General features: G+C 69.8%; 14 protein-coding genes. 10 read left to right on the top strand and 4 right to left on the bottom strand.

Features of this window, described 5'->3' with window-relative positions; all coding sequences use genetic code 11:
• The first annotated feature begins 378 nt into the window (after positions 1-378).
• Together ACFU6I_RS45180 and ACFU6I_RS45175 are read left to right on the top strand one after the other, a co-directional pair.
• On the top strand, positions 379-1350 hold the full coding sequence (locus tag ACFU6I_RS45180) for an aldo/keto reductase (RefSeq protein WP_345513128.1): 972 nt from the start codon (positions 379-381) through the stop codon (positions 1348-1350).
• 102 nt (positions 1351-1452) lie between these two features.
• Positions 1453-2343 (top strand): sigma-70 family RNA polymerase sigma factor, encoded by an 891-nt coding sequence (locus ACFU6I_RS45175; RefSeq protein WP_384379391.1) that lies wholly within the window; start codon positions 1453-1455, stop codon positions 2341-2343.
• A 20-nt stretch (positions 2344-2363) separates the two neighbouring features.
• Here the strand turns inward: ACFU6I_RS45175 and ACFU6I_RS45170 are convergent, their stop codons facing one another.
• Positions 2364-2882, bottom strand: coding sequence for a hypothetical protein (locus ACFU6I_RS45170; protein ID WP_384379388.1), 519 nt, complete (start codon positions 2880-2882; stop codon positions 2364-2366).
• A gap of 85 nt (positions 2883-2967) precedes the next feature.
• Between ACFU6I_RS45170 and ACFU6I_RS45165 the strand changes: the two genes are divergently transcribed.
• Positions 2968-3519, top strand: coding sequence for a TetR/AcrR family transcriptional regulator (locus tag ACFU6I_RS45165; RefSeq protein WP_384379384.1), 552 nt, complete (start codon positions 2968-2970; stop codon positions 3517-3519).
• Positions 3516-5060 (top strand): MFS transporter, encoded by a 1545-nt coding sequence (locus tag ACFU6I_RS45160; RefSeq protein WP_384379381.1) that lies wholly within the window; start codon positions 3516-3518, stop codon positions 5058-5060. Before ACFU6I_RS45165 ends, ACFU6I_RS45160 begins: the two co-directional genes overlap by 4 nt.
• Positions 5061-5141: 81 nt before the next feature.
• Here the strand turns inward: ACFU6I_RS45160 and ACFU6I_RS45155 are convergent, their stop codons facing one another.
• On the bottom strand, positions 5142-5813 hold the full coding sequence (locus tag ACFU6I_RS45155; RefSeq protein WP_345513134.1) for a lysophospholipid acyltransferase family protein: 672 nt from the start codon (positions 5811-5813) through the stop codon (positions 5142-5144).
• Positions 5814-6046: 233 nt separating this feature from the next.
• Between ACFU6I_RS45155 and ACFU6I_RS45150 the strand changes: the two genes are divergently transcribed.
• The 3 genes from ACFU6I_RS45150 to ACFU6I_RS45140 all read left to right on the top strand — a co-directional run bounded on the left by ACFU6I_RS45150 (position 6047) and on the right by ACFU6I_RS45140 (position 8381).
• Complete coding sequence (locus ACFU6I_RS45150) at positions 6047-7198, top strand: glycerophosphodiester phosphodiesterase (RefSeq protein ID WP_384379378.1); 1152 nt, start codon at positions 6047-6049, stop codon at positions 7196-7198.
• A gap of 99 nt (positions 7199-7297) precedes the next feature.
• A complete protein-coding gene (locus ACFU6I_RS45145; protein ID WP_384379375.1) occupies positions 7298-7831 on the top strand; it encodes a sigma-70 family RNA polymerase sigma factor in 534 nt (177 codons plus the stop codon).
• 46 nt (positions 7832-7877) lie between these two features.
• Positions 7878-8381 (top strand): GNAT family N-acetyltransferase, encoded by a 504-nt coding sequence (locus tag ACFU6I_RS45140; RefSeq protein ID WP_384379372.1) that lies wholly within the window; start codon positions 7878-7880, stop codon positions 8379-8381.
• Between the two features lie 261 nt (positions 8382-8642).
• Here the strand turns inward: ACFU6I_RS45140 and ACFU6I_RS45135 are convergent, their stop codons facing one another.
• A complete protein-coding gene (locus ACFU6I_RS45135) occupies positions 8643-9071 on the bottom strand; it encodes a hypothetical protein (RefSeq protein ID WP_358862079.1) in 429 nt (142 codons plus the stop codon).
• Between the two features lies 1 nt (position 9072).
• Positions 9073-9432 (bottom strand): hypothetical protein, encoded by a 360-nt coding sequence (locus ACFU6I_RS45130; RefSeq protein ID WP_384379369.1) that lies wholly within the window; start codon positions 9430-9432, stop codon positions 9073-9075.
• Positions 9433-10059: 627 nt separating this feature from the next.
• Between ACFU6I_RS45130 and ACFU6I_RS45125 the strand changes: the two genes are divergently transcribed.
• The 3 genes from ACFU6I_RS45125 (at position 10060) to ACFU6I_RS45115 (ending at position 12746) form a co-directional block, all read left to right on the top strand.
• Positions 10060-11136, top strand: a complete 1077-nt coding sequence (locus ACFU6I_RS45125; protein ID WP_384379366.1) for a methionine ABC transporter ATP-binding protein — start codon at positions 10060-10062, stop codon at positions 11134-11136.
• Positions 11133-11804, top strand: a complete 672-nt coding sequence (locus ACFU6I_RS45120) for a methionine ABC transporter permease (protein ID WP_384379364.1) — start codon at positions 11133-11135, stop codon at positions 11802-11804. Before ACFU6I_RS45125 ends, ACFU6I_RS45120 begins: the two co-directional genes overlap by 4 nt.
• Positions 11805-11879: 75 nt before the next feature.
• Positions 11880-12746: a MetQ/NlpA family ABC transporter substrate-binding protein gene (locus ACFU6I_RS45115; protein WP_384379361.1), complete on the top strand. Its 867-nt coding sequence runs from the start codon at positions 11880-11882 to the stop codon at positions 12744-12746.
• Positions 12747-12800: the final 54 nt, after the last annotated feature.

Below are 12800 nucleotides of genomic sequence, written 5' to 3'. Positions count from 1 at the left end.
CGGCGGGGAGCGGTTGTGCGCTCCCCGCCTCGTCGCGTCCGTACGGACGGGCGACCGAACCGCGACGAGGGCGTCCGGGGTGCGGCCGACCACCACGTCACCGCTGTGACGGTGAGGACGCCGGCACCCGCACTCGCCGGGCCGATGACCACCTGTCTGCTTCCGCCCGTGCCCATCCGGCTGAAACTCCCGGACGGCATGGAAGCCGGCCTGCCGGCCGGCCTCGACCAGGTCGGCGCAGGTCCGAGGGGTGAGGTCCGGCCGGCCCCGGCCCGCTCCCGGCCGGCGAGGACCCGACGGCCGAATCCCGCGTCTGGACGCACGGGAATCCCGCTGCGTTACGTTGGCCGGGAGCACCCCATCGACGAGGAGCCCGCGATGCCCTTCGGACGCCTGGCCTCGGCCACGACCCCGACCGCCCATATCGGGCTCGGCCTGGCCGCGGTCGGCCGGCCCGGCTACATCAATCTCCACCGCGACCGGGACCTGCCCGAGGACCGGAGCGTCGACGCCCTGCGCGAGCGCACCCATGAACTGCTCGACGCCGCCTACGCCCAGGGCGTCCGCTACTTCGACGCCGCCCGCTCCTACGGCCGCTCCGAGGAGTTCCTCGGCGCCTGGCTGGCGGCCCGTCCCGAGGTACGTGATGTCGTCATCGGCAGCAAGTGGGGCTACACCTACACCGCCGACTGGAGCGTCGACGCCGAGGCGCACGAGGTCAAGGACCACAGCCTCGCCACGTTCGAGCGGCAGCGCGCCGAGACCGAGGCGCTGCTCGGCGACCGGCTCGACCTCTACCAGATCCACTCGGTGACCGCCGACAGCCCGGCCCTCACCGACAAGGAACTCCACGCGCGGCTCGCCGAACTCGCGGCGGACGGGGTCAGCGTCGGGCTCTCCACCAGCGGCCCCGCCCAGGCGGACGCCATCCGTGCCGCGCTCACCGTCAGGGTCGACGGCGAACCCCTCTTCCGTACCGTCCAGGCCACCTACAACGCCCTGGAGACCTCAGCCGGTTCTGCGCTCGCCGAGGCGCACGAGGCCGGGCTGACCGTGATCGTCAAGGAAGCCATGGCCAACGGACGCCTCGCCGGAACGGATGCCCCGGCGATCGTCCAGGAGATCGCGGCCGAGGCGGGCCTCGGGAGCGACGCGGTCGCGCTTGCGCTGGTGCTGCACCAGCCGTGGGCCGGCGTCGTGCTCTCCGGCGCGGCGACGGTCACCCAGCTCGCCGGCAACCTGCATGCCCCGCTTCTCGGCCTCGACGAGGAGCGGCGGTCCCAGCTCGACGCGCTGGTCGAGGAGCCCGAGGCGTACTGGCGCCACCGCGCCGCGCTGCCCTGGAGCTGATCGGCGGCGCACCTGCCGATTCCTTGACCATCGGCCGTCCCGTCACATCGGCGCCGTTCCATGCGTCAATGCTGTGACGGCACGCGACGGAGGAATGGTTCTGTGGACGAGAACGAGTTTCTGGCAGCACGCTTCGAGGAGAACCGGACCCATCTGAAGGCCGTGGCCTACCGGATGCTCGGCTCGCTGAGCGAGGCGGAGGACGCCGTCCAGGAAGCGTGGATCCGGCTCAGCCGCTCCGACGACCGGCAGATCGACAACCTGGGCGGCTGGCTGACCACGGTCGTCGGCCGGGTCTGCCTGGACATGCTGCGCTCCCGCCGGTCCCGGCGCGAGGAGCAGCTGGAGGCACAGACACCCGACGGACGCACCCCCGATCCGGTCCTCGGCCCGCAGCCCGGCGGTGACCCCGAGCAGCAGGCGCTGATGGCCGACTCGGTCGGGCTCGCACTGCTCGTGGTGCTGGAGACGCTGGACCCCGCCGAGCGGCTGGCGTTCGTGCTGCACGACATGTTCGCGGTGCCGTTCGACGAGATCGGGCGCATGGTCGACCGCACCCCGGCCGCGGCCCGCCAGCTCGCCAGCAGGGCGCGGCGCCGGGTCCAGGGCGTGGATCCGGCGCCCGATCCCGATCTCGTCCGCAGGCGCGAGGTCGTCGAGGCGTTCCTTGCCGCCGCCCGGGGCGGCGACTTCGACGCACTCGTCGCCGTGCTCGACCCGGACGTGGTGGCACGGTCCGACGGCGGCGCGGGTGCCCCGTCGCTGGTGCGCGGAGCCGCGTCGGTGGCCCGCCAGGCGATGATGTTCGCGCCGTTCGCCCGCTCCTCGCAGATGGCGCTCGTCGACGGGGCCCTCGCGGTCATCTCGACCCGCGAAGGACAGCGGTTCTCGGTCATGCGGTTCACGATCGAGCGAGGCAGGGTCACCGAGCTGTACGTGATCAACGACCCGGCCCGGCTGCCGGAGCTGGATCTGACCGTGCTCAACGACTGAGCAGGGCCGCGGCCCGGGGCTCAGTTCTCGTCCCGGTCCGCAGCCCACCGGGCGAGCGCGTCGAAGTCGGCGCGCTCCAGCCCGATCCGCGGATCGATCTGGAGCAGCAGCGACCGGCCCGGTCCCTGTCGGGCGATCCACGCCCGGTCCCGCTCGGTTATCTCGTCGTCGACCCACGCGAACGGCCGCCCCGCCGCGTACTCCACGACGTACTGCGTCTTCCAGAGCGTCCCGTCCGGCGCGCTGCCGTGCATCGCCGGCCAGTCGATGTACGGCAGCGGCGGCAGTCCGAGATGCGGGCCTATCCACTCGTTGGCCTCGCCCTCCCAGGTTGTCGCCCAGACCAGGTCGTACCGGCCGGCGAGCGCCAGCAGCTCCGCCCCGTGCGCCGGGTTGAGCAGGACGGGCAGTGCGGGCCCGACGGTCCACCCCGTCGGCCTCATCCGGTGTCTCGTATATCCGTCGGGGATGCGACGGCGTGACAGTGCCGCGTACGGATTGAGCGGACCGTCGATGTCGATCAGCAGCAGCAGCTTCATGGCGCCATGGTCCCGCCACCTGGCAGGGAGGGGCGACGCACTATTCAATGAGACATCCTTGTCTCATATGGGTTACTCTCGTCTCATGACTCTTGATCGTGAGCAGGTGCTGCGCAGTGCCGCCGCTCTGCTGACCCGTAAATCGACCGCCACCATGGACGAGGTCGCGCGAGCGGCGGGCATCGGGCGCGCCACCCTGCATCGGCACTTCGCGGGACGGGACGCCCTGGTCAGAGCGTTGGAGAACCTGGGCATCCAGGAGTTCGAAGCGGCCCTGGACGCCGCTGAGCTCGACAGGGGAACCTCGGAGGAGGCGCTGCGACGGCTGATCGCGGCCGTTGAACCGAGCGCCGGACTGCTGTCCTTCCTCGTCACGGAGAACCAGCTCTTCGAGGGCGAGGAAGTGAACGAGGGCTGGAACCGGACGGACGCAAGGGTCTCCGCCTTCTTCCGGCGCGGCCAGGAGCGCGGCGAGTTCAGGATCGACCTGACCCCGGCCTGGCTGACCGAGGCCCTCTACGGACTCGTCTCCACCGGTGCCTGGGCTGTCCAGGTGGGCCGGGTTGCCGGACAGGACTTCCAGTACATGATCGTCGAGTTGCTGCTCGGCGGAGCGCGCCGGAGCGTGGAGCAATGACCAGCCTCGACCAGCGCACGGAGACGTCGGACGAGCTGCGCCGACCCGGGCGGTGGATCGCGCTGGCCGTCCTCGTCCTCGCCGTGCTGCTGGTGGCCGTCGATGCCACGGTCCTCGGCCTGGCGACACCGTTCCTCACCGAGGATCTCCAGCCGACCGGCACCCAGCTCCTCTGGATCGGCGATGTCTACTCGTTCGTCATCGCCGGACTCCTGGTCTCCATGGGCAGCCTCGGTGACCGCATCGGCCGCAAGAAACTGCTGCTGAGCGGCGCCATCGCGTTCGGTGCGGTCTCCGTGCTGAACGCGTACGCGAGCAGCCCCGAGATGATGATCCTGGCGCGGGCGCTGCTCGGGGTCGCCGGCGCCACCCTGATGCCGTCCACCCTCGCCCTGATCCGCAACCTCTTCAACGACCCGCGCGAGCGCAGCTTCGCCATCGGTATCTGGGGGGCCATGGCGTCTGCGGGCGCCGCGGTGGGTCCGGTCGTCGGAGGATTCCTGCTCCAGCACTTCTGGTGGGGCTCGGTCTTCCTGATCAATCTGCCGGTGATGGTGGTCCTCGTGGTCGTCGGCATCCGCATGATTCCGGAGTCGAAGAACCCGGCGCCCGGCCCCTGGGATTTGGTCAGTGTCGCGCTCTCCCTGATCGGCATGATCGGTGTCGTGTACGCGATCAAGGAGCTGGCCGCGCACGGGGCGAGCGGGGAGGTCGCGGTCTTCGGCATCGGCGGTGCGGGCGCACTGTACTGGTTCGTCCGCAGGCAGCTGAAGCTCCCCGAGCCGCTGCTGGACATGCGGCTCTTCCACCACCGCGGCTTCTCGGGCGCAGTCCTCGCCGACCTGCTCACCATCCTCGGCCTGTCCGGGCTCGTCTTCTTCCTCTCCCAGTTCCTGCAACTGGTCCAGGGACGCGGACCGCTGGAGGCCGGGCTCGCCGAACTGCCCGCGGCCGTCGGCGCGGTTGCCTGCGGTCTGGTCGCGGGCATGGCCGCCCGCCGCTTCTCGGTCAGGTCCGTGGTCTCCGCCGGACTGGCGGCGGTCGGCGTCGCACTCGCCGGCGTCACCTTCGTCCACCAGGAGACCGGCTATCCGCTGATCGGCTTGCTGCTGCTGGTCGTCGGCATCGGCGCGGGCTTCGCCTTCACCGTGACCGCGGACGTGATCCTCTCCAGCGTCCCGAAGGAGTACGCGGGCTCCGCGTCCGCGGTCTCCGAGACGGCGTACGAGCTCGGCGCGGCCCTGGGGATCGCTCTGCTCGGCTCCATCGTCACCGGCGTCTACCAGGACTTCGTCACTCCGAACGGCGTCCCGGCCGAGATCGCCGCGGCCGCCCACGAGTCACTGGGCGGCGCGGTCGAAGCGGCCCACGGCCTGCCGGAGGCGCAGGGGAACGCCCTGGTCTCCGCGGCGCAGGCCTCGTTCGTCGACGGGCTGCACATCGCTTCGGGCGTCGGCGCTGTGGTCCTGCTGGCGACGGCCGTCGCTTCCTGGTTCCTGTTGCGCGGCCAGGCGCTGGAGGAGGAGATCGAACACCCCTAGGGCGTGCGGCCATTCGGGTTGTCCCGACATACGGAAGGGCCCGTACCGCCGAATGGGGTACGGGCCCTTCCACAAGTCCGGTCAGGCGGCCTTCGCCTTCGTCGCATACATGTCGACGTACTCCTGGCCCGACAGCCGCATCACCTCGGCCATCACGGAGTCCGTCACCGCCCGCAGGACATAGCGGTCGCGGTCCATGCCCTCGTACCGGGAGAACTCCATCTGCTCGCCGAAGCGGACCGTCACCTTGCCGGGACGGGGCAGACCCGCACCACCGGGCTGCAGCTTGTCCGTGCCGATCATCGCGAACGGCACCACCGGCGCGCCCGTCATCAGCGTCAGCCTGGCGATGCCCGTACGACCGCGGTAGAGACGGCCGTCGGGGGAGCGGGTGCCCTCCGGGTAGATGGCGAAGGCCTTGCCCTCCTCCAGCACCCGACGGCCCGTCATCAGCGCCGCGACACCGCCGCGCCCGCCGTCCCGGTCCACCGGGATCATGCCGCAGCCGGTGAAGAACCAGGCCATCATCCGGCCCTTGAGGCCCTTGCCCGTCACGTACTCGTCCTTGCCGATGTAGAACACCGGCCGGTCGCAGCAGATCGGCATGATCATCGAGTCGATGAATGTCAGATGGTTGCCCGCGAGGATCACCGGACCGTCGCCCGGGATGTTCTCCACGCCCTCCACCTGGGGGCGGAACATCAGGCGCAAGATCGGTCCGAGCACTGCCTTGATGAGTGCGTGTCGGGACAACGGTTCCTCCGGTGTAGTGGCCGGCCGGCCGAGGCGCGGGATCGTGACGGTCCATGCAGGTGAGGACGATACTCGCGGGTACTCGCTGTTCGCACATCGGGTTCATCGAGTCGACACGCAGTGTTGACGTGTGTTTCCGCCATGTTCGTCCATGAGCTGCCGTCCGGACGGTGTGGCTGCCTACGATCGGGCCTCGCTCGACGGTGCCACACATCACATGCGAGGGAGCATTCATGACAGAGCGTGCGCAGGCGAACCCCGGTCGTCGGACCGTCCTGGGAGCGGGAGCGGCCGTACTCGGCGCGGCCGCGCTCGGACTTCCCGGCACGGCGGACGCCGCCGAGCGGTCCGGTGACCACGGCAGCCCGCTGGACCTTCCCGTGCCGACCGTCATCGGTCACCGCGGCACCAGTGGCTACCGACCGGAGCACACCCTCGGCTCGTACCAGCTGGCCCTCGACATGGGCGCGCACATCATCGAGCAGGACCTGGTCCCCACCAAGGACGGCCATCTCGTCTGCCGTCACGAGAACGACATCACCGCCACGACCGATGTATCGGCCCACCCCGAGTTCGCCGGCCGCAGGACCACCAAGAAGGTCGACGGGGTCTCCCTGACCGGCTGGTTCACCGAGGACTTCACCCTCGCCGAGCTGAAGACGCTGCGCGCCAAGGAGCGCATCCCGGGCAACCGCCAGAAGAACACCCTCTACGACGGCCGCTGGGAGGTCCCCACCTTCGAAGAGGTGCTCCAGTGGGCCGACCGCGAGGGCCGCAGGCGCGGCAAGCAGATCTGGCTGTACGTCGAGACGAAGCACCCCACCTACTTCCGCGGTCTCGGGCTCGGGCTGGAGGAGCCGCTCGCCAAGCTGCTGCGCCGCTACAACCGCCACCGCGCGCAGTCGCCGCTGATCCTCCAGTCCTTCGAACCCAGCAGCATCCAGCGGCTGTCGAAGCTCGTCGCCTCCCCGCGCGTCGTCCTGCTCTCCGGCGCCGGATCGCGGCCCTGGGACTTCGTCGCGACCGGCGACCCGCGCACCGTCGACGACCTCGTGACCCCCGCGGGGCTGAAGTGGATGGCGTCCTTCGCACAGGGCATAGGCCCCACGCTGGACCTGATCATTCCCAAGGACGCGTCGGGCCGGCTCACTACGCCGACCTCCCTCGTGCGGGACGCGCACGAGCAGGGCCTGATCCTGCACCCGTACACGATGCGCAACGAGAACTCCTTCCTGCCCGCCGACTTCCGTCGCGGCACCGACCCCAACGCGTACGGCGACGCATTCGGCGCGTTCCAGACGTACTTCGCGACCGGTATCGACGGCATCTTCTCCGACAACCCGGACACCGCCCTGCTCGCCGCCGAGGACTTCACGAAGAACTGACATATCGCCCCGCGTCAGCACCCGGCCGGCCATGCCCCGGTCGGGTGATGCGCCCCGCGGACGGCAACCGTCCGTCCGCGGCGGCACGTCGGGTGAGGCATGACGCTTCCCGCAGACGCCCCCGCCGTCGTGCGTGCCCTGTACCCCCTCGTCAGCGCCGAGGCGACGGCCGAGGCCGACTGCGCGGCAGTGGGCGCGGCCGTCGAACCCGCCGATATCGAACAGGCCGTCTGGCTGCGGCTGCTGGAACTGCTCGCGGACCGGACGCCGCCGGCCGACCCGGCCCGCTGGGTCCGCGACACCGTACGGGAGGAGGCGCGCCGCGCCCGCCGCACCGCGCGGCGCGAACGTCCGTACGCCGATGGGATCATCCCTGGTCCGGCCGACTGCCCCGAGCGGTCCGCGGTCGGCGCCGACGAGCGCCGTGCGCTGCACGCCGCGGTGGAGCGGCTGCCCGGACGGTGCGCGAGCCTGCTGGCGGCGATGCTGGCCCCGACCGATTCCACGTACAAGGAAATCGCAGGGAAGTTGGGTATGTCACAAGGCAGTTTGGGACCGATCCGTTCCCGATGCCTTGGATGTCTGCGCAGAATGCTCGCGGCGGAGGTTGTCGTTCCTGAACTGCGGGGATAGGAGCAGGGGACAACCGGTGGACCAGGTGAGCGGGAGGCATGCGCGCATGGGCATGAGTGTGATCATCTCGGCGGCGACCGCGGAGGACGCCGAACAGATACTGAAGCTCCAGTACCTCTGTTTTCAGGGCGAGGCGGAGCTCTACGGGAATTACCGCATCGACCCGCTGGTGCAGACCCTCGACTCGGTCCGTGACGAAGTGACCGCGAACCTGGTGTTCGTGGCACGCCTCGGTGACGAAGTCGTCGGTTCGGTACGCGGATCCACCGATCCGGACGGCACCGGAGAGATCGGCAAGCTCTGTGTGCACCCCCGGCTCCAGGGGCACGGGCTCGGCGCCCGGCTGCTGAACGCCGCGGAGTCCGCACTCGCCGACCAGCGGTCGGCCACCCGGTTCCGGCTGCACACCGGGCACCGCAGCGAGACCAATCTGCGGCTCTACCGGCGAGCCGGTTACGCCCCTGTGGGCAGCGCCACCGGTCAGGACGGTGTCCGGCTGATCCTTCTGGAGAAGGACCTCGCCGAGCAGGCCTACGTCGCCAGCGCCTAGGACGTGTGCCGGAAGTCCCGCCTGCCCCGCGGCGTCCGGCACGCACGCTCGCTGCGTTGTCGGGGTCGTCCACGTACGTCCAGTACGAGGACGACCCTCCGCCTTGCGGTCGGACATCCCGGTAGTTGGGCTACCAGGGCTTTCGACCAACGCGGACGGGGGTCCCCCTGGCCCTCAAGGCCTTGGGGGGAGGGCGTGCCGGACGGCGCGACGGGGCAGAGCCTCCCGGGAGGGGCACGGGGGACCCCGGGGATGCGGGCGTTACGCGTTCTTCGCGCGGCGCAGCCAGATCATCCCGGTGACCGGCAGGATCACCGGGATGAACAGGTAGTCCCTGCCGAGGTACGACCAGACGGTGGCGTCCGCGAAGGCGGACGGCTCGACCAGCGTCCACGTACCGACGATCAGCACGCCCGCGAGCTCGGCGGCGCAGCACACCAGCGCCGTCCTGCGCGCCTTCTCGCCGCCGCGCACCAGCGAGTACGTGATGAAGCCGTACACCAGCGCGGCGACGGCCGACAGCACATAGGCGAGCGGCGCCCTGCCGAAGTCCAGGATCATCTGGACGATCGCGCGGGAGGCGGCGGCCACGGTGAACACCCCGTAGAACCAGACCAGTACGCGGCCCGGTCCGGTGCCCAGCTGGAAGCCGGTCTTCTCGCCGGCGGCGCGGCGATCGGTGTCGGTCACGTCAGCTCCCCCAGATGTCGTGGAGCCGTACTTCCAGGACGGCCAGTACGACCGCGCCCGCCGCCACCGTCACCGATCCCCACCGGGTCCGCTCGGTCAGCGACAGGAAACCCGCTGCGGGCACTGCCGCGAAGGCGCCGATGAGATAACAGATGAAGATCGTCATGCCCTGCTCCGGCCGCTCGCCCCGGGCCAGCAGCACGATCCCCACCACCAACTGGGCCAGCGCCAGCAGCGACACCATGGCCATTCCGATGAAGTGCCAGTCCTTGGTCGGCTGGTCCCGGTAGGCGGCGAAACCGCACCAGGCGGCGAGGGCGAGCGCGGCCACGGCGACCGCGACCGTCAGGGCGACAAGCATGAGGCGAGGGTATTACGGACCGGACGGCGTCCCGCGTGCGCCCCCGGCCCGGGCCGGCCGGTGCGGATGCGCCTGCAGATCCGCGCCCGGGCGCTGCTTCCGCGGCGACAGGGAGCAAGGCCGTGGCCTTGGCCACAACGCACGACGGGTCCGGGCCGCCCGCAGATGCGGTCTCATCGCCCTGCCGCCGTATCGGTGCAGGTCACGGAGGGTTTCACCGGGATCGCGGCTGCCCGGTGCACAGGTCCACGGACTGACCAGGACTGTCCGCTATTCGGACAGGCGGGCTCGATGGAACGGGACGTCTGTTTTACTTGCCCCATGACCACGACGAGCAGCCGCATCCTTGCGACCGAGGCGATCACCACGCCCGGTGCCCGTTGTATGTGTCGAATGCGCGCCTTCTGAGGGCCCCCGCCTGAGCCTCGCGCCCCGAAGCGAGACCGAGCCTGCCGTCCGCACCCAGCGGAACGAGCCTGCCCCCGCATGCGCTGCCCCCCGGTCACCCGCCGCCCGCAGCCTGCCGAGACCCACCGGCCCGAACATCCGAGTCCGAACAGTCTCATCAGACGAACGCCCCGTGCCCGGCGGACACCGCGCCGTGCACTCGACAGTGACGGAAACCCTGTGATCACCACTACGGGCCTCACGAAGGTCTACCAGTCGCGCGGCCGTGAGGTCACCGCCCTGGACGGCGTCGACCTGCACGTCCGCGAGGGCGAGGTGTACGGCGTCATCGGACAGAGCGGCGCCGGCAAGTCCTCCCTGATCCGCTGCATCAACCTGCTCGAACGCCCCACCTCCGGCACCGTGACCGTGGCCGGCCAGGACCTCACCGCCCTCGCGGGCCGGGGCCGCCGGGCCGGCAAGGAGCTGCGCGAGGCGCGCAGCCGCATCGGCATGGTCTTCCAGCACTTCAACCTGCTGGCCTCGCGCAATGTCCAGGACAACATCGAGCTGCCGCTCGAGATCCTGGGCGTCCAGGGCCGGGAGCGCACCCGCAAGGCCCTCGAACTCCTCGACCTGGTCGGCCTCGCCGACAAGGCGAAGGCCTACCCCGGCCAGCTCTCCGGCGGTCAGAAGCAGCGCGTCGGCATCGCCCGCGCCCTCGCCGGGGACCCCAAGGTGCTGCTCTCCGACGAGGCGACCTCCGCCCTCGACCCTGAGACCACCCGCTCCATCCTGCAGCTGCTGCGCGACCTCAACCAGCAGCTCGGCCTGACCGTCCTGCTGATCACGCACGAGATGGACGTCGTCAAGACGATCTGCGACTCTGCCGCGCTCATGCAGAAGGGACGCATCGTCGAGTCCGGCACCGTCGGTGAACTGCTCGCCACCCCCGGCTCCGAACTGGCACACGAGCTGTTCCCGGTCGGCGGTACGGCCTCCGGCCCCGACCGCACGGTCGTCGACGTCACCTTCCACGGCGAGGCGGCGTCCCAGCCGGTCATCTCCCAGCTCTCCCGTACGTACAACATCGACATCTCGATCCTGGGCGCCGCGATGGACACCGTCGGCGGCAAGCAGATCGGCCGGATGCGGATCGAGCTGCCCGGCCGCTTCGAGGAGAACGTCGTACCCATCGGCTTCCTGCGCGAGCAGGGCCTGCAGGCCGAGGTCGTGGACACGGCCGTCGCCGGAGTCCCCGTACAGACTCCCGCCCCGCTCACCCAGACCCCGCTCGCCAAGGAGGTGGCCAAGTGACCTGGTCCGAAATGCAGCCGCTGTTGTCCCAGGGAACCGTCGACACCCTCTACATGGTGCTGTGGTCCGCGCTCGTCACCGTCCTCGTCGGACTGCCCCTCGGCGTGCTGCTGGTCCTCACCGACAAGGGTGGACTGCTCCGGAACACCGCGGTGAACAAGGTCATCGGCGTGATCGTGAACATCGGCCGCTCGCTGCCGTTCATCATCCTGCTGATCGCCCTGATCCCCTTCACCACCTGGGTCGTCGGCACCTTCATCGGCCCGACCGCGATGATCGTGCCGCTCGCCGTCGGCGCCATCCCGTTCTTCGCCCGGCTCGTCGAGACATCGATCCGCGAGGTCGACCACGGGCTCGTCGAGGCCGTCCAGTCGATGGGCGGATCCATCCCGACGATCGTCCGCAAGGTGCTGCTGCCGCAGGCCCTGCCGTCGCTCGTCTCCGGGATCACCACCACCGTCATCGTGCTCATCGGGTACTCAGCGATGGCCGGCGCGGTCGGTGGTGAAGGACTCGGCTCCAAGGCCGTCACCTACGGATTCCAGCGCTTCGACAACCGGTTCATGCTCATCACCGTCGCGCTGCTCGTCGTCATCGTGACCGCGGTCCAGCTGATCGGCGACATCGCCGTACGCCTGCTGGCCCGGCGGGGCCGCACCGCCTCCTGAGACTTTCTCTCCGCTCACAAGCCCGAACTCCTTGTCCGGGCGCACCACCCTCACCACCAGAAAGAGGCACTTTTCGTGCGTAAGAACATCAAGATCACCGCGGCTGCCGCCGCCACCGCCGCCCTCGCCTTCGGCCTCACCGCCTGCGGTACGTCGTCCGACCCGGCCTCCAAGAGCGAGACCGGTGCGAAGGCAGATACCTCCAAGGCGCTCGTCGTCGCCGCGTCCCCGACGCCGCACGCCGACATCCTGAACTTCGTCAAGAAGAACCTGGCGGCCAAGGCGGGCCTCAAGCTCGAGGTCAAGGAGTTCACGGACTACGTCCTGCCGAACACCGCCACCGAGAACGGCCAGGTCGACGCCAACTTCTTCCAGCACCAGCCGTACCTCGACGACTTCAACAAGAAGAACAACACCCACATCGTCGCGGTCGCCAACGTGCACCTGGAGCCGCTCGGCCTCTACTCCAACAAGGTCAAGGACCTGAAGGACATCAAGGCCGGCCAGACCATCGCCGTACCGAACGACACCACCAACGAGGGCCGCGCCCTCCAGCTCCTCGCCGCGAACGGCCTGATCACCATCAAGGACGGCGTCGGCACCAACGCCAAGATCAGCGACATCACGGACAAGAAGGGCCTGGAGTTCAAGGAGCTGGAGGCCGCAACCGTCCCCCGCGCCCTGAACGATGTCGACGCCGCTGTCATCAACGGCAACTACGCCATCGAGGCCAAGCTCAAGCCCGCCAAGGACGCCCTCGTGCTGGAGAAGGCGGACGGCAACCCGTACGCCAACATCCTCGCCGTGAAGGAGGGCAACGAGAAGGACGCCCGCGTCCAGAAGCTCGTGAAGCTCCTCCACTCCGACGAGGTCAAGAAGTTCATCGAGGACACCTACCAGGGCTCGGTCATCCCCGCCTTCGGTGCCCTCGGCAACTCCTGACATCCGTACCGCACCTGCGTGGCCGAGCCCCGCGCACCCCACCGGGGCTGTCTC

It is taken from the genome of Streptomyces sp. NPDC057486, assembly GCF_042802415.1.
In the GTDB taxonomy this organism is placed as follows: Bacteria; Actinomycetota; Actinomycetes; order Streptomycetales; family Streptomycetaceae; genus Streptomyces; species Streptomyces yanii.
This window is presented reverse-complemented; position numbering and strand designations above follow the sequence as displayed.